The following is a 21,277-nucleotide window of genomic DNA, read 5'->3' as shown; positions in this document are numbered from 1 at the left end:
GCGGGCGCCGGTGTTCTGGCTGGGATTTGCGGGAAGAAAGCAAAGCCCGACGGAATACCGACCGTCTCTACTCCACGAACACGGTCACCGAATCGGAGGCGCCACCTGTGCCGTCGAGAACGGTGATGCGGACCGCGCCGCTGTGGGCGACAGGGATCGCCGTGCTGCGACGATAGGGCGGGACGGAAACGGGGCGCCCGTCAACCAGCCAGACCAGTCGATCGGCGGACCCGTCGACCTTCACGGAGAGTGGCTGGCGTTCGCCGCCGGGCGCGGAGATTGCCACGGTGGCGCCGTCGGGCGGATAGGAAATCGACAGCGGCGTGCGTCCCGGTTCGACGTCCGGTGCGCGCGGGTTGCGGAAACGGCGCAGCGGCTCCGGCAGATCGCCGGTCGAGGCGATCAGGGTGCCCGCCGGCGCACCCGGTAGTGGCGTCGGCCAGGGCGCGATCCGGGCGAAGCTGTCGAACAGCAACGGGGCGGCCGCGCTGAGCCCCGTCAGGCCGGGAACCGGCGCGGAATCGGGCCGGCCGACCCAGACGGCGACGACATAGCGACCGTCGAACCCCACGGACCAGGCGTCCCGGTAGCCGTAAGAGGTGCCGGTCTTATAGGCGATGCGGCCGCCGCGCGCATTTTCCGGGGGGGCGGTCTCGGCGAGGATGTCGGCGACCTGCCACGCCGCCCGGGCGTCGAACAGGGCGGCACCTGCCGTCGGTTCCGCATCGCCGGCCCCGCCGGGGCTTTGTCCGGCCGAGATTGCGATCGGCTCACCACCGCGGGCAAGCGCCACATAGAGGTGCGCGAGGCCTTCCAGCGTGAGCCCGACACCGCCAAGACCGATCGCCAGCGACGGCGCCTCGATGCGCGGCAGCTTCAAGGTGACGCCGGCGTCGCGCAGGCGGACGGCGAGCCGGTTGGCGCCGATCGCGTCGAGCACGGCGACGGCCGGCACGTTGAGCGAGCGGGCAAGCGCCTCGCGGATGGTGACGGTGCCGTGGAAAATGTCGTCGAAATTTTCCGGCCGATAGTCGCCGAACCGGGTCGGCCGATCCTCAATCAGGGTTTCCGGATTGGCGAGCCCGGCTTCGAAGGCGAGCCCGTAGATGAAGGGCTTCAGCGTCGAGCCCGGCGAGCGCACCGCGCGGGTCATGTCGATATGGCCCTGGCGTGGCACCGACAGGAAATCGGCGGACCCCACATCGGCCAGGATCTCGCCGGTTTCGTGATCGACGACCAGGATCGCGGCCGACAGGTACGGCCCGAGCTGGCGGGTCCAATCCCGCGCGAGCTCTTCCAATTGAGACTGTAGGCGGACGTCGATCGTGGTGCGATGGACGAGGGTATCGGGGTCGGCGGCAAGCAATCGCCGAGCGAGATGCGGAGCGTGCATCGGCACGGGTCGGCGGGCCGTTGGCATGCGCTCGTGCTTGGCTGCCTCGGCCTCCTCCTGGGTGATCGCGCCGGTGCCTGCGACACGGTCCAGCACCCGGTCGCGGGCGGCGCGCGCAGCCTCGGGATGGCGATCGGGTCGCCGGCTTTCCGGTGCCTGGGGCAGCGCGACCAAAAGCGCGGCTTGCCCCAGCGTCAGTCGGTTCGGTTCGCGCCCGAAATAGGCAAGGCTTGCCGCCCGCACACCTTCCAGATTGCCGCCGAACGGCGCGAGTGCCAGGTAGCGCTCAAGGATTTCGTCTTTGTTGAGCCGTCGCTCGAGCTGAACCGCATGGATCATCTCGGTGAGTTTGCGCGACAGCGTGCGTTCGTGGCGGTCGTCCAGCAGCCGTGCGGTCTGCATGGTGAGGGTAGAGCCCCCGGAAACGATCCCGCCAGTTGTGAGCGCCTGCCAGGCCGCGCGCACCATTGCCAGAGGGTCGACACCGATATGGTCGCGAAAACGGCCGTCCTCGTAGGCCATCAAGAGCTTGAGGTAGCGCGGATCGACATCCTCGACAGCGACCGGAAGCCGCCATCGCCCGGCCTCGGTGGTAAAGGGGCGCAACAGCGCGTCGTTGCGGTCGACGACCATGACCGAGGGCCGGCCGGCCGGCTCCAGCGTTGGCGGATGGCGCTTATCGAACCTGTCGAGCGCGCCCGCGCCGACGCCGGCCAGAACGGCCAGCGTGGCGACCGTGACCAACAGGCGTCGACGCCATCGCCGGCGCTGCGGCCGCTCCTCGGTGCCGGATGCGCCTGCGCTCATCGGACCGGGCGGACGGTGACGGAGCCGGGTGCCGTGCGGGCGAAGCGGCCGGCGCGATACATGTCCTCGATGGCTGCGGCCGGGTGGGCGAACGTTCCCGGCGAGACCGCGCGCACCATATAGGCCACGATCATGGGATCGTCGGTGTTCATCGTGCGCGAATAGGCCGCCACGAAGCGGTCGTCGCGGAAACCGACATGGGCCGGCATCTGATCGGTCTGAAGCCAGGGAAAGGCGGCAAGGTCGGCACTTGTCACCAAGGACGGGTTCTCGATTTCGAACCCGGCCGGCAACAGGTCGGTGATCAAAAGCTCGGCCGGCCGCTGTTCGGCCTCGGTCGCCGTCAGAACCACGACCAGGCGATCGTTCTGGGCAACCTGGCGCGGATCAACCGGCTCGCCGTCGAGGCTGTAGTAGCGCCGGTCGATCGAGAGCCCGTTGGCGGCCGCCGGCAGGGGCAGGCGCGGCGTTCCGCGTACCGTGACGGCAAGCTCCGCAGTCGCGTCGCCGCGATTTTCGATCGACATCGCCTCTCGCTGCAGCGCGGCCACCGACATCCGCCGATAGAGCGCGCCGGTGTGCGGGAGTCCGTCCACGGAAAGGTCGAGGCCGGCATTGCCGTCGTTGAGCGCATGGGCGGCCATCAAAAGCCAGGCCATCTCCTGGGTGGTCCGGCCGTCCTGGTCCGCTTCGCCGGCAGCCGCCACCGCGTTGGAGAAGCGGGAAAGCCCACCGGTGTCGACGGCGGATTCGGCGACGAGGGTCAGCGAGGCGGCGGCGTCGCGTAGCGGCGAGCCGAAGTCGGCGCGATCGGGGATCTCGTCGGGCGAAGTCGGCGGAAGCGCGTTCGCGGCGGCCTGGAAGGCCCGGTTCGCGCGGGTTCGATCGCCGGAGAAGGCGACCGCGGCACCTACCTGTGCGCGGGCGAGCGGGGTGCCGAAATCGTCCAGCCGTTCGTCGATGAAGTAGCGCAGATCGCCGATCGAGGCGCGGCCGTTGCGGGCAAGCACGTAGAGCCCGTAGGCGACATCCGCGCCTTCGCCGTTTTCGAAGTCTGAACGATAGGCGAGCGTGTTCTGGATGTTGTCGAGCGCGAGTGTCATGGCCAACGCCGGCACCTGGTAGCCCGCCTCTTTCGCCCGGGTTAAAAAGTCGACCACATAGGCGTTGAGCCAGAGATCGCCCCCTGTTGGCGACCACAGCCCGAACGCGCCGGAGGAATCCTGCAGCGACAGGACGCGGCGAATCGCTTCGTCCACGCGTCGGCGGATCGCGGGATCGCTGGCAATCCCGACGGTGTCGGCCACCTCGGCGAGATAAAGCAGCGGCATGGCCCGGCTGGTGGTCTGTTCCGCGCAGCCATAGGGGTAGGTGTCCAGCGCGGTGAGCAGACCCGGCACATCGATCGGCGCCCCCGTGGTGACGGAAAGCGTCACCCTGGCGTCGTCCGGCAGCACATCGGCGGCGAACCCGGCATCGATGGTGGCGCGGTCACCGGTTGCAAGCGCGATCAGCCGGCGTTCCGTCACCGGCGGAGAGGGCGAGCGCACCGGCAGGGTAAAGCTCTGGTCATAGGAGCGCCCGTCGGGTCCGGTCAGCGTCGCCGAAATCGTGCCGGTGCCGGGCGCATCGGCGGAGAGCCCGAATTCGATCGAGGCGGTTTGCTTCTCGTCGAGCTGCAGCGCAGCGGTGCGCTGGTCCAGCACCACCGGGCCGGTCGGATCGAGCGACAGCGTGTACTCGCCCGCCGGGCCATCGACATTGTCGAAGTCGAAGCGGGCGCGGGTGGCGTCGCCCGGCGCCAGGAAGCGGGGCAGGCTGCCCGTCATCACCACCGGGTCGCGGACGAGAAGATCGGCGGTGCCGGAGCCGACCTTGTCGGCGCTCCAGGCAATCGCCATCACGCGCAGTGTGCCATTGAAGGCGGGAAGGTCGAACGGGATCTCCGCCGCGCCATCGGCGCCGACGGTGACCAAGCCGGAAAACAGCGAGACCGGTTCCTGGGTCGGCGGAGCGGCGGCGAGATCGGCACCTCCCGAACCACCGCCGGAGCGGATCCGGCCGCGCACGGCACCCAGCGAATCGATCAGGTCGCCATAGAGATCGCGCACGGCGACGGCGAGCTGGCGCTGGCCGAGGAACCAGCCGACCGGGTCCGGCGGCTCGTAACCAGTCAGGTTCAGGATTCCGACATCCACGGCGGCGACCGTCAGGTAGGCGGTTTCGCCGGCGGCAATGCCGTCGACGGAAACCGGGATCGTCGTGGTGGTGCGGGGCTCGGCCACCTCCGGCACGTCGATGGCAACGTCCAGGGTGCGGGCGGTCTTGTCGAGCGAGAGCCAGTCGAGGCCGATCGCGCGCGCCGGCATCCGGCCGGCCTCCACGTCCATCGGCCGGTAGAGCATCGCCGTCACGTAGGCGCCGGGGCCCCAGCTTTCCTCCACGGTCAGGTCGATGGAGGTTCCCTCGGCGGGCACCTCGACGGTCTCCATGTGCAAGAGCTCGTCGGAGACGACGGAGATCACGGCCGTGCCGGCAAAGCGCGGATCGAGACGGACCTTGGCGGTCTCGCCCGGAGCGTAATCGGCCTTGTCCAGCCCGATCTCCAACATGTCCGGCGTGTCGGCCTGGCCGGTGAGACTAACCCAGCCGGCGGTGAAGGCCACGCTGGTCGCCGTGGCAGCGCTTGCCGGGTCGTGCAGCTCCAGCCGGTAGTTGCCCCAGTCGACCGGAACCGCGATTCGGGCCGGCGTGCCGCTGGAAAGATCGATGCTGCCGTTGTCGATGCGTTCGGTGGAGGTGATTGGCTCGTAGTTCCAACCGGAGCCGTCGCGGTACCACTGGAAGCGGCGGTTTACCTTCACCAGCTCCCAGGCGACGTTGGAGAGGTTGGTGCGGGAAAGGTCGGGATCGATGGCGATCACCTCGAAGCCGGCAGTGCCGCCTTCGCTCACCTGGTCGTCGGCAAAGAGCGGCTTCACGCCGATCATCGGCTCGGCCGGTGCCACCGGGCGGAAGAGGGTCTCTTCCACGGCACGGCCGGAGGGTTCGCGCACGCGGACGGTGATCTCGGCGGCGAGCGCCCGCGTGGTGGCCGGAAGCTCTGGAATGCGCGCGCTGATCGCGGCCCGGCCGTCCGGCCCGGTCTGCGGCAGCTCCACCAGCGGTGCGCGCAGCGGCGTCACCGGATCGTCGGTAAGCCCGAAACGGTAGCCGGAGAAGCCGGGAACCGTCTCCGCCGGCTTGACCACGGTCTCGCCCTCCAGCGCCAGATCCGCGGCCGGAGCTCCATAGAGATAGCGGGCGTCGAGATCGATCGCGAGCTCGCCGCCTTCCTGCACCGGACCTTCCGGCGCCGACAGCGTGGCCTCGATGCGCTCCGGCACGAAGTCTTCCACCAGGAAGCTCGCCTCGCCGATCGGGGCGGCGTCGGGATCGCCGTAGGCGGCGATCCGCCAGGTGCCGGTCATGGCGGTGGAGAGGAGGTCGATCTCGGCGGTGGAGCCGCCGGCATGATCGGAGGCGAGCACCAAGCGCCGGTCCTCCATGCCGTCGGGGCGGCGGACCACCAGCGTCAGAGGCACGTCGGAGACGGCATCGGCCGTGTCGGTGCGCAGCAGCGCTGTCAGATAGACGGTCTCCCCGCCGCGATAGACGCCGCGTTCGGGCACCACGAAGGCATCGAGCGGGCCGGGCGCCGGACGGCCCTCGTCTCCACGATCGGTCAGCTCGAACCCGGCGGTGGTCACATCCAGGAAGGCGTAGTCGCCTGCCACGGTTTCCGCAACGATCAACGCAGGGGTCACGCCATCGCCGGCTGCCGGTGTCGCGCGATTTTCCAGGAAGACGTGGCCATCGGCGCCGGTCGTTCCTTCCGCAAGCACCTGGTCGTTGCGGGCGATCAAGCGGACCGTGACGTTTTCCAGGGAGTCGGCGCTGGCCAGCGAGCGCACGAACACGTTGACGCCGGTATCACCGGACATGGCGGCGAGCCCGAGATCGGAGACCACGAACCACTGGGTGGCGAGACCGGAATAGGGGTCGTCGCTTTCCACCGGTTTCGCGGTCATCACGTAGACGCCGGGCTCCAGGGTCTTGATCGCCTCGTCGACCGGAAAGGCGGTGGTGATCTCCTCGTTGAGGCGCATCTCCACGTCCATCGCGCCGGACCAGACCCGCGCGCCGGTCTCGTTGGCAATGCGCTCCGCCTCCCAGGGGGAGAGCTGGCGGCGGAAGTCGCCGTCGCGCACGGTGCCGACCAGGCCGCGGTCGCCGATCCGTAGGATCTCGATATCGAGTTTGCGGGTGTTGATCGTGGTCACCGGAACGCCGGCGGCACCGGTCTTTGGCAGCACGTAGGCGCGGCCGGAAAAGCGTGCCGTCGGCGACTGGTCGCGGACATAGATGGAGAAGGACGCGGAGCGCTCCAGGGTCTCGCCGACGGTCGAAGGCACGCCGGCGCGCACGGTCACATGATAGCGGTTGCCGTGGGCGAGCCCGTCGACGCACATCTGCCGGTCGTCGGCGGAGACGATCGGATCGCGGATTTCCTCCACGCTCACATATTTGGCGAGGTCCGCCGGCGCGCCCTGAAGCATTTCGGAGAACTGCACGCACATGCGCGGGCTGGCGGCATCGGAATCGACGGAATAGTCGAGGATGCGGAAGCCGTGCTCGGCGCGCAGCGCCTCGTAAGCCTCGCGCACATCGGCGGTCTCCTGGATTGCCAGGCTCGCCTTCAGGGCTTCGATCGCGGGGCGCCAGAGCGACTGGCGCTCCAGGGCATCGCCGGCGACCCGAAGCGCCGTCGCTTGCTCGCCCGGCGTTGTGGCGCGGGTCAGGCCGAGATAGGCGGCGGCGGCGGCATCTTGCGGAAGCTGTTGGCTTTCGCGCCAGTCGTCGGTCTTCACCGCCAGGAGATCGCGGGCCATCTCGATCCAGCCCCAGCCCGTGCCTTCGGTGAGCCCGCCGGCCGAGGATGGGTTGAAGCGGCCGATGGTCTGGCCGGTGCGCACGGCAGCGAGGGCCTGCGCGCGCAAACGCGTCGCGTTACGCACCGTGTCTTCGGGCAGGAAGGCGACGTCGGGCAGCGGCAGCGGTTCGGCCGTAGCAGCCTGGCGAGCGCTTTCGCGAATCTCGCCGGAGATCGCGCCCACATAGCGCTCGCGCGGACCGACATCGGACTTCAGAAAGCACCACTGGGCTTTCTCGTTGTAGGTGAAGGCCTTGCACTGGCTATCGGCGAAGCAGGCCGATTCGCAGACCGAAAGCGGAACTTCCTTCAGCGTCTGATAATCGTAGCCGGGCAGGTCGGTGTCGCGATAGGTGGTCACATCGCGATTCTGGGCGGCCGCCGGGAGGGCCATGAGAGCCAGCGCTCCGACGAGTGCGCCCTGCGTCAGCAGCCGGCGGAAAATAAGCCCAGCCATTGTTTTCACTCCCGTTCCGGTGTCGTCCGACGGCTGCGCCCGCCGGTTTGTGTCCCGCGGACGCGACCATAACCGCTTGCGCGGGAAATTTCATGAACGACGGTGGTCTCTTCCGCGGATTTGATCGGTCGGGACCGACGCGATTATGAGAAGGTGTCGTGCCGGGGTTGGCCGGGACGCAGGAGCGGCAGCAAGCGGGGTGAAGATGGCGTCCGACGCGGGCAAATTGGACACCGAGGACGCGCAAGACCAACCGCCGGAGAGATCCGGTGACGAGGACGTCGGGCCGCTTCGCGCCAAGCTCCGCGCCCTTTACTACGGCGACAGCGCCGGCGCTCGGCGTTTCCGAGTGGCGCTGGTGTGCCTGGACGTGGTGCTGATCGTCTATTTCCTGGTGACGGCGACCTTCGAGATTTCCGACGCCTGGCATGCGGTCGACTATGTGATCGGCCTGGCTCTCGTGGCCGACTATGCGGCGCGCATGGCGATCGCGAACCGTCCGTGGCGCTTCGCGCTGAGGTTCACCGCGATCATGGACGCTATCGTGATCGTCAGCCTGTTCGCCAGCGCTTTTATCGACAATCTGGGTTTCCTGCGCGTCGCGCGGATGCTGCGCCTGTTGCGCTCCTACCACGTGGTCAAGGACCTCAGGCGCTACTCCTCCTGGTTCCTGCGCAACGAGGAGGTGATCCAGTCGACGCTCAATCTCGCCGTCTTCGTGTTCGTGGTGACGGCGGTGGTGTTCGTCCTGGAGGACAACCGAAATCCGCAGATCCGCACCTATTTCGATGCGCTCTACTTCACCGTGACCACGCTGACGACCACCGGTTTCGGCGACATCACCTTAACCGACACGCTCGGCCGGGTGCTTGCGGTGGTCATTATGGTCGCCGGCGTCGGCCTGTTCCTGCGTCTGGTCCAGGTGATCTTTCGACCGCCGAAGGTGCACTATCGCTGCCCGGAATGCGGCCTGAACCGGCACGACCCGGATGCGGTGCACTGCAAGCATTGCGGCACGACCCTCAACATCCCCACCGAAGGGGAGTGGTAAGGGCCGCGTCCGCGGTTCCCGCTTCGCCTGGAAACGCTCTATTCCTGAACGGGGGGCTCGTTGCTGTCCGGCGTGAGCACCTTCACGCACTGGTAGACCTGATATCCGCCTTCCCAGCGCTCGCGATCGTCATCCTCGAGCTTGTTGGGAACGGCGGATTCGATCTGGGCCTGGCAGGCGTCCTTGGTCTCGAAAGTGCCGGCCTCGCTGACGACCCAGGTGGTCGGACCTGCGGCAAGCTGTACGACCAGCGCGGTGATAACCCACATTGCCCGTTTCTCCTTTAAGGTGTTTCCGGAGCGCGGCCGCGGGCCGGCGTCCCCGTGGAGGCCGGAGACTAGATAATTTCGGTATCGCTGGAAACCGAAGACCGCAGCTATTGCGGTTTCGTCGCGGCATCGATCAGTGCGATCGCTTCAGGGGAATCCCATTCCGCCGCGCCGGCCAGGCTACCGACATGGCAGCCGGCCTTGTCGATCAGCAAGGTGGTCGGCAGGCCCTCCACCAGCTCCGCCGATTTCAGCGTGTTGAAAAGCTGCAGGGTGGGTTCGGTGTGGAGTTCCAGGGTGTCGATCCCGGTTTCGTCGAAGAAGCGACCCGCGCGCCCGTCATCCTTGGTGTCGACGGAAACGGCGACTACCTGAAAATCGTCCGTACCACGCTTTTTCTCCAGGGCGTCGAGGGAGGGCATCTCCGCCCGGCAGGGCGCGCACCAGGTGGCCCAGAGATTGAGAAGTACGGTCTTGCCGGCATAGTCGGCGAGCGTCACGTCGCTGCCATCGGCATTGCGAAAGGCGAGAGCGGAAAGATCGGTGGGGGTCTCCGCCGCCATGAAACCGGCCACCGTCGCCGTTGCGCCGGCCGCAATACGCTTGCCGTCATCGACGGCGGCCCGGCATTCCGCAGCATCGGCGTTGCCAGCAAACCCGCCGCTCACGTATACCGCGCCGACTCCGGCCACGATGCCGACGAGAGCGGCCCCGGCGAACCAGCGCGGATGACGGAGCAAGGGGCGTTTGGACGTTGGATCGGACATGGCCTCTAAATGGTTGCGATGCGCAGAATCGGAAGCGGCGACGAAGGTGATGGTGAGATGAGCAATCGGATGTGGGGCGGACGGTTTGAGAGCGCGCCCGATGCCATCATGGAGGAAATCAACGCCTCGATCGATTTTGACAAGACGCTGGCTGGCCAGGACATCGCCGGCTCGAGGGCTCACGCTCGGATGTTGGTGGCCCAATCGATCCTCACAAAGGAGGACGGCGAGGCGATTCTTGCCGGGCTCGACGCGATCGAGACGGAGATCCGCGACGGGGCGTTCACATTTTCGCGCGCGCTCGAAGACATCCACATGAATATCGAGGCGCGGCTTGCCGAGAAGATCGGGCCGGCGGCCGGTCGGCTGCACACCGCCCGCTCGCGCAACGATCAGGTGGCGACCGATTTCCGGCTCTGGGTCCGCGATGCCGTCGATGCCGTCGATCAGGCCTTGGCGGAGCTGCAGGCCGCCTTCCTGGACCAGGCGGAGGCTCATGCGGCGACGATCATGCCGGGCTTCACTCACCTGCAGACCGCCCAGCCGGTAACCTTCGGTCATCATCTGATGGCCTATGTGGAGATGATCGGACGGGACCGTGGCCGCTTTGCCGATGCCCGCGCCCGGCTCAACGAATGTCCGCTCGGGGCGGCGGCCCTTGCCGGCACGGCCTTTCCGATCGATCGCGAGGCGACGGCCAAAGCGCTCGGCTTCGATCGACCAACGGCGAACTCCATGGACTCAGTCTCAGACCGCGACTTCGCGCTGGAAGCGCTTTCGGACGCGACGATCTGCGCGCTGCATCTTTCCCGGCTCGCCGAAGAAATCGTGATCTGGTGTTCCGCACCGTTCTCGTTCGTGACGCTTTCCGACAAGTTCACGACCGGGTCGTCGATCATGCCGCAAAAACGCAACCCGGACGCCGCCGAGCTGGTGCGGGCAAAAACCGGCCGCATCCTGGGTGCGCTGACCACCTTGGTCACGGTGATGAAGGGGCTTCCGCTCGCCTATTCGAAGGACATGCAGGAGGACAAGGAGCCGGTGTTCGATGCGCTGCCGACCCTGACGCTCTGCGTGGCGGCGACCACTGGCATGGTCCGCGACCTGGTGCCCAACGAAAAAGCCATGCGCCGGGCGGCCGGCGGCGGCTATTCCACCGCGACGGATCTCGCCGACTGGCTGGTGCGCGAGGCGGGGCTTCCCTTCCGCGAGGCGCACCACGTCACCGGTCGGATCGTGGCGCTCGCCTCGGAGAGCGGGCGCGGGCTTGACCAGCTCACCGTGGAGGAGATGAAGGTCGTCGACGACCGCATCGACGAGCGCGTGAAGGGCGTTTTGTCGGTGGCCAAATCGGTGGCGAGCAGGATCAGTTACGGCGGAACCGCGCCGAAGAATGTGCGCGCGCAGGCGAAGCGCTGGCGGCGACGGCTTGACCGGGAGGGTCGGTCCGGATGATCAAGACGGTCGACGACCGTTGCGGCTGCCGCGTACGCTGGGAGGCGAACCCTTGAGTTTGAAACACCGTCCTATCGTCGTGGGTGCGGCATTGGCCGTGTGTCTGGCGCTGACATTGTCCGCCTGCGGGCGCAAGGCCGGCCCCTATGCGCCGACCCCGGATCCCTCCGCCCCGAAGCAGGAGCCGAAGCTCAATCCCGACGGCACCCGCCACTTCATCCTCGATCCGCTGCTTTGATCGTTTGAGTCTCGCACATTTTTGTGCGAGATTTGCCGAGAGGGGCGGGACGTGAACAAGCGCTAGCGGTTTCCGGGCGAATTGAAGGAAGAAGCTCGAGAAAACGGGCTGTCCTTTCGCCTTGAAAAGCGGCGCGGCAAGGGAGGACATGCGCTGGTTTGGGTCGGAGATCGTTTCTCAACGATTCCAAGTCGCGATATCGACCCGAAACCGGCCCGCAAGATTCGAAAGGCCCTGGGTCTCGGTTGAGGGCGAAGACATGCTGGTCCTGAGCTATCCGGCCACCATCGAAAGCGGCGACGAGAGTGGCTTCGTCGTCACCTTTCGCGATGTGCCCGAAGTGGTCTCAGACGGGGAGACGCGCGAAGAGGCGCTTGCGGAGGCGAGCGACGCGCTGGGTCTTGCCCTTCTTCAATATCCGGGACTTGGCCGGCCCATCCCGCCAGCTTCGCCGGCTGAGGAGGATGAGCATCTGGTCGCACCGGACGCGACCGACAGCCTCAAGATCGCCGTTCTTGATGCCTTCCGCGCTTCAGGTTTTACCAAATCGGAGTTCGCCCGCCGGATCGGGAAGGGGGAAACCGAGGCACGCCGCATTCTGGACCCTATGCATCGGACGAAAATCGGAACGATCGACGAAGTGTTGGGGATCCTGGGCCGACGGATCGTCATCGGCATCGAAGATGCTGCGTGAATACCTCAAGTGACAACGGCTGCGCTTGGCCAAGCTGAGCGAAGCATGTAGAGCAAGAGCGCTCGCGAGCCGACTTCGCGAGTTCTCCATCAAATTCGAGCGCGCCAGGAATGGCGCCAGTCGACTTCCCCGAACCCGGAGCGAACGGGTGCATCATTTCGACTATCGCGACGGCGTCCTGCACGCCGAGGATGTGCCGCTGCCGAAGATCGCGGCGGCGGTCGGCACGCCGTTTTACGTCTATTCGACGGCGACCCTGACCCGCCACCTAACCGTCTTCACCGAAGCGGTGGCGGGCATGCCGGCTCTGGTCTGCTACGCGATGAAGGCGAACTCCAACCAGGCGGTGATCGCAACGCTTGCCCGCCATGGCTGCGGCATGGACGTGGTGTCCGAAGGCGAGCTGCGCCGGGCGCTGGCCGCGGGTGTGCGCGCCGAGCGCATCGTCTTCTCTGGCGTCGGCAAGACCGATCGCGAGATCGCCGCGGCGCTGGAAGCCGGCATCCTCTGCTTCAACGTGGAATCGGAGCCCGAGCTCAAGCGCCTGTCGGAGATCTCGGTCGACATGGGGCGCGTGGCGCCGGTGTCGCTGCGCATCAATCCGGACGTCGACCCCAAGACCCATAAGAAGATCGCCACCGGTCACCGCGAAACCAAGTTCGGAATTCCGTTCGACCGCGCACGGGGGGTCTATGCCCAAGCCGCACGGTTGCCCGGCCTGCGGGTGATTGGCGTCGACATGCACATCGGCTCCCAGATCACGGAGCTCGATCCCTTCGATCAGGCATTCGCGGTGATGGGCTCGCTGGTGGAGGAGCTGCGCTCCGACGGCCACACCATCGAACATGTCGATCTCGGCGGCGGTCTCGGCATTCCCTACGACGAGGCCGTGTCCGATCCGCCGCGTCCGGAGGCCTATGCAGAGGTGATCCGGCGCCACGGCAACCGCTTCGGCTGCTCCATCATCCTGGAGCCGGGCCGGATGATCGCAGGCAATGCCGGCATCCTGGTCACCCAAGTCATCTTCCGCAAGCACGGCGAGGAAAAGGACTTCCTGATCGTCGATGCCGGCATGAACGATCTGGTGCGGCCCACGCTCTACGACGCCTATCATCGCATCATGGCGGTCGACGAGCGGGTGGCGGTGCGTGAGGCCGTGCGCACCGATGTGGTCGGGCCGGTCTGCGAAACCGGTGACTATCTCGCCCTGGATCGGCTGGTTCCGGCGGCGGAGCGCGGCGATCTGTTGGCGGTGATGACGGCGGGTGCCTACGGGGCGGTGCAGGCCGGAACCTACAACACGCGCCGGCTGGTTCCGGAGGTGCTGGTCAACGGAGGCGACTTCCACGTCATCCGCCGGCGGCCGTCTTACGAAGAATTGATCGGGCTCGACAGCCTCCCGCCCTGGCTCGCCTGAGGCCATATCTCGCAATCCGTGGCCCTGAAATTTCAGCAGGTTGCCGATCTTACCGGCCTTGATACCGCCCGGTTTGGCGACAAATAGCCGGAAGCGCAAGAAGTGCGCCGCCGGCGGTGCGGATGACCCCGCACCCACAGCCGTGCTAGATTTCGGGTCGGGGCGTGCGAAGTTCGGAGTGGCAATGGCCCGGCTATTCGGCAAGGCGACGGCGATGGATCCCGAGGCAGATCCGATCGATCAGCGCATCGATCGTCTGGTGCGCCGAGCGCGGCTCTCGCTTTTGTGGGAGCGGTTGTGGCCCGCTTTGGCGCTGCCGATCGGGGTGGTGGCGCTGTTTCTTGCGCTGTCCTGGCTCGGTGCTTGGCTGGTTACTCCGGGTTGGCTGCGGATCTCCGCGCTGGTCGTGTTCGGTGTGGGGCTGCTGGCGAGCCTCGTTCCGCTGGCACGCATCCAGGTTCCCTCGGCCGAAGAGGCGGTCCGCCGTCTGGAGCGGCAATCGGGCGTTCCCCACCGGCCGCTGACGGCCTATCGCGACACGCTCTCCGATACGGATGCCGATTCCGCCGCGCAGGCCCTTTGGACGGCGCATCGGACGCGCATGGTGGCCGCCCTCGACCGAGTCTCCGCAAAGCTGCCGACCCCGAAACTCTATCGGCGCGATCCCTATGCGCTGCGGGCCGTCGTCGGGCTTCTTCTGGTGGTGGCGCTTGCCGCCGGGTCCGGCGAATATTGGCAGCGCGTGCGTGCGGCCTTCGTGATGCCGACCAAGGCGGCGGTGGAGCCGGCGCTTCGCCTGGATGCCTGGGTTTCTCCGCCGGCCTATACCAGCCTGCCGCCGATCTTCCTCACCGGCACGGCGCGGGCGGATGCCGGACCGATATCCGTTCCCGCCGGCAGCGAGCTGGTGCTTCGGATCCAGGGTGTGGGCGATGCCGCCGTCGACCTTTCCACCGATCGCGGATCGCAGTCGGTCGCGACCGAGCCGGTCAATGGGGAGAATGCAGAAGGAGCGGCCGGCGGTCCGCGCGAGGCGAGCGTGCTGCTCGACACCGATGCGACCGTCAGCGTGACCGGCGATGGCGAAACGGTCGATAGCTGGGCCTTTGCGGTGAAACCCGATGGGGCGCCGGCGATCCGCTTCATCGATGAACCGCAGGCGACCGCCCGGGGCGCGCTGGAGCTGCGCTACGAAACCGAAGACGACTACGGCGTGACCGAGGCGCATGCGGAGTTCACGCTGGTCGATCCGCCGGGCGGCTTGTCGGACGACGAGGCCCGCCGGCCGCTGATCGATCCTCCGTCGTTCGCGCTCAGCCTTCCGGGGCGTCGGGACGGCCTTGGCGCAGCCCGCACCACCAAGGACCTCTCCGATCATCCCTGGGCCGGCGCCACGGTTGAGGCGACCCTGGTCGCCACCGACGATATGGGGCAGACCGGGCGCAGCGAACCGAAAGAGTTCGTGCTGCCGGCCCGGCCATTCTATCAGCCGCTGGCCCAATCGATGATCGAGCAGCGCCGCATCCTGGCCTATGATGCGGAAAGCCAGCCGCGCGTGATCGATGCGATCTCGTCGCTGATGCTTTACCCGCAGGCGATCTTCGCCACCGACGGCCACTATCTCGCGGTCGATTTTGCCTATCGCCAGCTCGTCGCCGCCCACGATGACGAGGCCTTGAAAGAGGTGCTCGACGCGCTTTGGGACGTCGCGGTGATGGTGGAGGACGGCGATCTCTCCGATGCCGAAAAGGCCCTCAAGGCGGCCCAGGAAAAGCTGCGCCAGGCGATCGAGAACGGTGCCTCGGAGCAGGAGATCGCGCGCCTTACCCAAGAGTTGCGCGAGGCGATGAACCGCTACATGCGCGAGCTTGCGCAGCAAGCCATGCGCTCGCCGCAGTCGATGCAGCAGATGGATCCGAACGCGCAGATGCTCTCGCAGCAGGATCTTGACCGGATGTTGTCTCAGATCGAGGAGCTTGCGAAGTCCGGCGCCCGGGACCAGGCGCAGCAGCTTCTCTCAGAAATGCAGCGCATGCTGGAGAACCTTCAAGCCGGCCAGCCCCAGATGATGCCGCAAACCGGCATGGGCCAGATGGAGCAGATGCTCGACGAGCTCGGCAACATGATCCAGCGTCAGCAGGAGCTGATGAACGATACCCATCGCCTGGACCGCCAGCAGCAAGGGCAGGGGCGCCAGGGCGAGATGGGACAGGATGACGGCATGAGCCAGAGCCCGCAGGAGCGCGCCGACGAGCTGCGCCGGCTGCAGGAAAGCCAGGGCCAGCTCGGCCAAAGCCTGCAGGAGTTGATGGAGCGGCTGCTCGACCAGGGTCTGCAGCCGAACCAGCAGCTCGGCGATGCCGGCGAAGCGATGGGGCGCGCCGAGGGCGATCTCGGCGGCGGGCGGCCGGATGATGCGGTCGGCGAGCAGGGGCAAGCGCTGGAGCAGCTTCGCCAGGGCGCCCAGTCGCTGGCCCAGCAGATGGCCGGCAACGGCACCCAGCCCGGCGGCAATCAGAGCGGCCAGACCGCGCAGGGCCAGCAGCGCGACCCGCTCGGCCGCTTCCGCCGTAATGAAGGCTCCGACATGTCGAGCCGGGTGCGCATCCCCGACGAGATCGACGTGCAGCGCGCCCGGCGCATCCTGGAGGAGCTGCGCAACCGGTTGAGCGATCCCCAGCGCCCCTCACTGGAGCTCGACTATCTGGAGCGGCTGCTGCCGGGCAACTGACGTCCGTTACGGTTTTGGGCGGGGCGTTCGCCCCGTCCGGGATCTCTCCGCCTTGATTCGCGCCGGCCGTATCAACAGGATTGATGTGTGCCGCCGCCGCCGATTCGGGCCGGACGGTGCGGACGCCACTTGACCTCTTGTCTCGCTGCGATTTCGGGAGGACAACCGGTTTGCACCCGTCCCGAAATCACGCAACAGGCCCGACGTGAGCGGCCCGGGCCGGGGAGCCGATGTGATCCGTTTTGAGAATGTCGGGCTGCGCTATGGCGTCGGACCGGAGGTGCTGCGCGATGTCAGCTTCCATATTCCGCCGCGCTCTTTTCAATTCCTGACGGGACCGTCCGGTGCCGGCAAGACGTCGCTCATTCGGCTGATGTTCCTGTCGCTGAAGCCGACCCGCGGCTTCATGAGCGCCTTCGGGAAGGACGTGAGCCGCCTGTCGGCCACGGATCTGCCGGCGTTGCGCCGTCGCATTGGCGTGGTGTTCCAGGACTTTCGGCTGCTGGACCACCTTACGACCTTCGAGAATGTCGCTCTGCCGCTGCGCGTTGCGGGTAAGGAAGAGGCAGATTACCGCACCGACGTGATCGAGCTTCTGCGCTGGGTGGGGCTCGGCCGGCGCATGCATGCCTATCCGCCGATCCTCTCGGGTGGCGAAAAGCAGCGTGCGGCGATCGCGCGGGCGCTCATCACACAGCCGGAACTGCTGCTGGCCGACGAGCCGACCGGCAACGTCGATCCGCCGCTTGCGCGCCGGCTCCTGCGTTTGTTCTTGGAACTCAACCGGCTTGGAACCTCGGTCGTCATTGCCACCCACGACATCGGTCTGATGGATCAGGTCGACGCCCGGCGGCTGATCCTCGTGGATGGTCACCTGGAGGTCTCGGAGTAGGCATGATCCGCGTGCGCCGCCGCAAGACCGACGCCAACGACCCGTTTGCCGCCGAAGACCACCGCGATACGGACAGCGGATCGGAGGTCGGCTTCGGCGGGTCCGGGCCGAGCCCGATCGTTCCTTCGCGCTCGGTCGCCGGCCGGGCGCTGGTCGTGGTGGTGGCGATCATGACCTTCCTGTCCTGCCTCACCGTCGGGCTGGTGATGCTGGTGACGACGGCCGCCGGTGACTGGCAGGCCGACATCGCCCGCGAAATCACCATCCAGATTCGGCCGATCGAGGGTCAGGACATGATGCCGCGGCTGGAGGCGGCGGTGCGGATTGCCGAGGGGCAGCCCGGTGTTCGCAGCGCGCGTGCGCTGTCGGAGGCCGACAACAACGCGCTTCTGGAGCCATGGCTGGGCTCCGGCCTGTCGCTGGATGCGCTGCCGGTGCCGCGTCTGGTCGTGGTGACGCTCGGCGATGCGGAAAGCCTCGACGTGGAGCGCTTGCGGACGGCGCTGAAGGCGGATGTGCCGGGTGCGAGCCTGGACGATCACGCCATGTGGACGAGCCAATTGGCGACGGTTGCGCGCTCCGTCATCGCGTCCGGCATGACGATCGTCGTGCTGATGCTGACGGCGCTCGTGCTTACCATCGTTTTTGCCACCCGCGCGGCGATCGCCTCCAACGCGCAGGTGATCGAGGTGCTGCATTTTGTCGGGGCGGAAAATGGCTTCGTCGCCAGGGAATTTCAGAAGCACTTTCTGCTGAAAGGCCTGATCGGCGGGCTGATCGGCGGTGGCGCGGCGTTGCTGGCCTTTCTTGCGATCGAGGTTGCCGCCGGCAGTGCGCGCAGCTCCACGGTCGTAACCCAAGCCCAAGCGCTGCTAGGCCCGTTGTCGATCGGATTGCCAGGCTATTTGGTGGCTGTCGCCATCATCTTCGCCGTCGCCATCCTGACGGCCGTGGCGTCGCGCGTGGCCGTCCATCGCCATCTCTCCGGGCTCGACCAACGCTGACGTTTCAGCGCTTCTGGACGACACATGGAGGGCAGACGAGCACCGGCTCGCGCGCAGATACCGGCTTCGAATATATTGACGGAGGGATCGTTCGACGCGTGCGCCGACCGGCGGGGCCGCGAGCGCTTCCAGGCGAAGTGGAAATCGGTTGGCCGCGCGGACACGCGTTAAAGCAAAGAGTTCGAGCCGTTCTGCGATTCTGTGAAAGGCTGAACGGGACATGCTCGAACGCGCGCGAGCACGCTAAAGTGCATCGCGAACCGTAAATTCCATGTCCGACGCAAAAATCAAGAAAGCGGACGCTCCAATTTCTCGCAGGCTGATCGGCCTGAAGGAAATTGGAGCGGGCGATGGGATTCGAACCCACGACCCCAACCTTGGCAAGGTTGTGCTCTACCCCTGAGCTACACCCGCGTTCGCAGCCGTTTGACCGGCGGCGTCCATTGAGGAGGTCGATATGGCGGATCATGCCGGCGAATGCAACACCCTTTCGCAATTGCCTGTGGGAAAACGCATTGTTTTGATGCGTTTCCGGGCTTGCCGGTTGCCGCTTGGCCTGGATGCGATCTGGTTTGGTTGAAGGTGGCGGCGGCGCCGTTGCAGCACGCTCGAACGGCCGCGAGTGCCAAGCGAGAAAGCGAATACGGCTTTTCGCGGCAGTGGATGCGGCGGGAACGACGGACGCCAGCGTCGGGCGGCTTAGCCGACACGTTTGATGCTCGACTGGCTCTGGCTGCAAGCGCCGGCCCCGAAATCCACCGCTCGGATCGCGCGAACCCTTGACCCTCTGCGGCTTGCCGTCTACCCACACCATTCACGGAGACGTGGCCGAGTGGTCGAAGGCGCTCCCCTGCTAAGGGAGTAGGCGGCAAAACCGTCTCGAGGGTTCGAATCCCTCCGTCTCCGCCATCTTTATTTGCGCTCAGCCGCCACACCAACCCTGCGCGCATGGCTCCGAGCTCGAACTTTGTTCGATCCTCTCCGCCATTTGATTTGCATCATTCCCCAAAGCAGCTAACACCTTGAAGAGACTGGTGGTTTTCGCGGTTCGAAAACCCCTATTCCGGGCGTAGGGCAATGGCGCTGCAAAGACCAGTTTGATTCGGAAATCTCGAAGAAGCGTGCGTCCAAAGACGATTTGGCAGTATTACTTGCCGAAATTCGAAAATTAAAAAGATAAGCCGCCTGAAGAATTGGTGCGATTCCCGCTCGCCTGAATCCTGTTCCTTAGATTTGATATAAATCATTGAACTTGTGAGCGTTTTGGGGCTGTCGTATGAAGCGCTATTCATGCTCGGCACGTCCTGTCGAGGCAGTCATCCAATTGCGCGCGACTCCCATGATCGCAACGACCTCCAACGCGACCGCTCGCGACGAGCTGATGTCCGTCTATCTGCGCCAGTGGAAGGTCCTGCGGACCCTTCTGAGGCGGCGGACGGGGTCGCAAGATCTGGCCGAGGAAGCTCTGCAGGAAACGTGGCTGCGCCTGGCAACCATGCAGCGCCCGCTCTCGGCCATCCACGACCAACAAGCCTTTCTGCTCCGGGTTGCCGGGAACATCGCGGTCGATCTCGCGCGCAAGGAGCAACGGCATTCGTCGCGGTGCATCAGCGACGAGATGCTGATGGAGGCGATGGCCGACAGCCGTCCGTCCCCCGAAACGTTTGCAGTCGACAGGGACCAGCTTCGCTTTCTGGCACTCGCACTCGCGCAGTTGGCGCCAAAGCCGCGCACGGCCCTGCTTCTGAATCGGTGCGATGGTCTTTCCCACGCGGAGATCGCCGAGCGATTGGGCGTCTCGCCGAGCATGGTCGCCAAATATCTGGCTCAGGCGCTCAGGCACTGCCGCGACCATTTCCGCGCACAGGGATAAGCGTCCGCGGCGTCAGAGGGACAAAATCCGGCCTTTCGTTTCGTCATTGATAAGAGAGGCTGGTTGGTGTCACCGCTGCGCAGTGCAGGGGCAGTGACGCGCTGCGACGAGGACGGTGCAACCGATGGATCGCGGTGGAAATCGCGAAGACGACCCGGATGTGACACTCAGCGACGAAGCCATCGAGTGGCTCGTCCGGCTGCATTCCGGCCATGCGACGGCGGACGACGAGAGCGCATTCGCCGAATGGCGCGCTCAGAGCGCCGGCCATGACCGGGCGGCCCGGGAGGCTGAGGCCTTGTGGCACGGCATCGGCCTGGTCGGCGATGAGGCGCGGGAGACGGAGCGTAAAGCCGAGCGCGCGAAGGTCACGCGTCGCGTCGTGCTGGGAGGTGGGGCCCTGGTCGTCGCGGGAGTTGCGATCTACCGCTCCGGCGTGATCCCGCCAAGTGCGTTCGCCGACTACGCAACTGGGATCGGCGAACAGCGGACCGTTGCCCTATCCGACGGGTCGACGGTGCGGCTCAACGCCGGGTCTGCCCTGTCTTTGGATTTCGCCGCCGACAGACGGTGGCTGCGGTTGCTGCAGGGCCAGGCGACTTTCACCGTCGCCCCGGATGCCCGCCGGCCTTTCGTCGTCGATGCAGACGGAGGTCAGTCACGGGCGATCGGCACGGTCTTCGATGTCGATATCCGCTCCGACCATGTGGTCGTCACCGTGGTGGAAGGGATCGTCTCTGTATCCACTCGGGCAGATCCGCTCGACCCGGTCATGGCGTCGGCGGGCTACAGCGTTCAATACGCGGCTGGTTTGGCACCGTCGCGTCCCGAGGCTGTCGATGCCGAGGTCGCGACCGCATGGCGACGCGGCAAATTAATCTTCAACCGCCGCCGCCTGGGGGACGTGGTTGCGGAACTGGAACGCTACCGAGGCGGACGTATCCTCGTCGTGGGGGATCGTCTTCGGGCGCTGGAAGTTACTGGCGTGTTCGATCTCGATGACCCCGAAGCTGTGCTGAGCACAATCGAAGCGACCTTGCCGGTGCACGTCGTTAGGTTGCCTCTCGTTACGATTATTCGATAAAATATAATTATATCAACGCCTTAAGATGATCTCTTCGTTTGCCTGGCGTGCAGGTGGCAACTTTCGAAGCATGGTCTCCATCTGCGGATGGTTGATATTGGACTTTTTTTATCAGGTTTTTTCATTTTGCGCTGCAAACGCGCTCCGTTCGCTTCGTCCTTGAGTCCGAGATG

At 66.2% G+C, this 21,277-nt stretch carries 15 protein-coding genes and 2 tRNA genes; 12 read left to right on the top strand and 5 right to left on the bottom strand.

Annotation, left to right across the window (positions count from 1 at the left end; translation table 11 throughout):
* Window positions 1–67: 67 nt before the first annotated feature.
* Window positions 68–2,200: a penicillin-binding protein 1C gene (pbpC, locus tag HNS03_RS10640; RefSeq protein ID WP_367195188.1), complete on the bottom strand. Its 2,133-nt coding sequence runs from the start codon at window positions 2,198–2,200 to the stop codon at window positions 68–70.
* Window positions 2,197–7,629 carry an alpha-2-macroglobulin family protein gene (locus tag HNS03_RS10635; protein WP_367195186.1) on the bottom strand — a complete coding sequence of 1,811 codons (5,433 nt, stop codon included), beginning with the start codon at window positions 7,627–7,629 and terminating at the stop codon, window positions 2,197–2,199. The genes pbpC and HNS03_RS10635 overlap by 4 nt, the downstream gene beginning before the upstream one ends.
* A gap of 205 nt (window positions 7,630–7,834) precedes the next feature.
* On the opposite strand from HNS03_RS10635, the gene HNS03_RS10630 reads away from it, so the two are divergent.
* Window positions 7,835–8,680 (top strand): ion channel, encoded by an 846-nt coding sequence (locus HNS03_RS10630; protein ID WP_367195185.1) that lies wholly within the window; start codon window positions 7,835–7,837, stop codon window positions 8,678–8,680.
* Between the two features lie 38 nt (window positions 8,681–8,718).
* Here HNS03_RS10630 and HNS03_RS10625 read toward each other — a convergent pair whose 3' ends face one another.
* Both HNS03_RS10625 and HNS03_RS10620 read right to left on the bottom strand, forming a co-directional pair.
* Complete coding sequence (locus HNS03_RS10625) at window positions 8,719–8,949, bottom strand: hypothetical protein (protein ID WP_367195184.1); 231 nt, start codon at window positions 8,947–8,949, stop codon at window positions 8,719–8,721.
* A gap of 107 nt (window positions 8,950–9,056) precedes the next feature.
* Entirely contained in the window at window positions 9,057–9,716 is a 660-nt protein-coding gene (locus HNS03_RS10620; protein ID WP_367195182.1) for a redoxin family protein, read from the bottom strand.
* A 57-nt stretch (window positions 9,717–9,773) separates the two neighbouring features.
* On the opposite strand from HNS03_RS10620, the gene argH reads away from it, so the two are divergent.
* The 7 genes from argH to HNS03_RS10585 all read left to right on the top strand — a co-directional run bounded on the left by argH (window position 9,774) and on the right by HNS03_RS10585 (window position 18,147).
* Window positions 9,774–11,171, top strand: coding sequence for an argininosuccinate lyase (gene argH, locus HNS03_RS10615; protein ID WP_367195181.1), 1,398 nt, complete (start codon window positions 9,774–9,776; stop codon window positions 11,169–11,171).
* Between the two features lie 52 nt (window positions 11,172–11,223).
* The gene (locus tag HNS03_RS10610; protein WP_367195180.1) at window positions 11,224–11,409 is read left to right on the top strand and encodes a hypothetical protein; all 186 of its coding nucleotides are present in this window, start codon (window positions 11,224–11,226) and stop codon (window positions 11,407–11,409) included.
* A gap of 259 nt (window positions 11,410–11,668) precedes the next feature.
* On the top strand, window positions 11,669–12,103 hold the full coding sequence (locus HNS03_RS10605; RefSeq protein WP_367195178.1) for a type II toxin-antitoxin system HicB family antitoxin: 435 nt from the start codon (window positions 11,669–11,671) through the stop codon (window positions 12,101–12,103).
* A 148-nt stretch (window positions 12,104–12,251) separates the two neighbouring features.
* A complete protein-coding gene (gene lysA / locus HNS03_RS10600) occupies window positions 12,252–13,520 on the top strand; it encodes a diaminopimelate decarboxylase (protein WP_367195176.1) in 1,269 nt (422 codons plus the stop codon).
* 184 nt (window positions 13,521–13,704) lie between these two features.
* Window positions 13,705–16,251, top strand: a complete 2,547-nt coding sequence (locus HNS03_RS10595) for a TIGR02302 family protein (RefSeq protein WP_367195174.1) — start codon at window positions 13,705–13,707, stop codon at window positions 16,249–16,251.
* 232 nt (window positions 16,252–16,483) lie between these two features.
* Complete coding sequence (gene ftsE / locus HNS03_RS10590) at window positions 16,484–17,143, top strand: cell division ATP-binding protein FtsE (RefSeq protein ID WP_367195173.1); 660 nt, start codon at window positions 16,484–16,486, stop codon at window positions 17,141–17,143.
* Between the two features lie 2 nt (window positions 17,144–17,145).
* A complete protein-coding gene (locus tag HNS03_RS10585; protein WP_367195172.1) occupies window positions 17,146–18,147 on the top strand; it encodes a cell division protein FtsX in 1,002 nt (333 codons plus the stop codon).
* 339 nt (window positions 18,148–18,486) lie between these two features.
* On the opposite strand, the gene HNS03_RS10580 is transcribed toward HNS03_RS10585, so the two are convergent.
* A tRNA-Gly gene (locus tag HNS03_RS10580) sits at window positions 18,487–18,561 on the bottom strand.
* Between the two features lie 43 nt (window positions 18,562–18,604).
* On the opposite strand from HNS03_RS10580, the gene HNS03_RS10575 reads away from it, so the two are divergent.
* From HNS03_RS10575 to HNS03_RS10560, 4 genes are all read left to right on the top strand, one after another.
* Window positions 18,605–18,727, top strand: a complete 123-nt coding sequence (locus HNS03_RS10575) for a hypothetical protein (RefSeq protein ID WP_367195170.1) — start codon at window positions 18,605–18,607, stop codon at window positions 18,725–18,727.
* A gap of 238 nt (window positions 18,728–18,965) precedes the next feature.
* Window positions 18,966–19,056 (top strand) — tRNA-Ser (locus HNS03_RS10570).
* 430 nt (window positions 19,057–19,486) lie between these two features.
* Entirely contained in the window at window positions 19,487–20,020 is a 534-nt protein-coding gene (locus HNS03_RS10565) for an RNA polymerase sigma factor (RefSeq protein WP_367195168.1), read from the top strand.
* A 124-nt stretch (window positions 20,021–20,144) separates the two neighbouring features.
* Window positions 20,145–21,104: a FecR domain-containing protein gene (locus HNS03_RS10560; protein ID WP_367195167.1), complete on the top strand. Its 960-nt coding sequence runs from the start codon at window positions 20,145–20,147 to the stop codon at window positions 21,102–21,104.
* The last annotated feature ends 173 nt before the right edge of the window (window positions 21,105–21,277 follow it).

Source organism: Amorphus sp. 3PC139-8 (assembly GCF_040750475.1).
GTDB lineage: Bacteria > Pseudomonadota > Alphaproteobacteria > Rhizobiales > Amorphaceae > Amorphus.
Note: the sequence above shows the minus strand (reverse complement) of the source record. Positions and strands in the feature narration are given on the sequence as shown.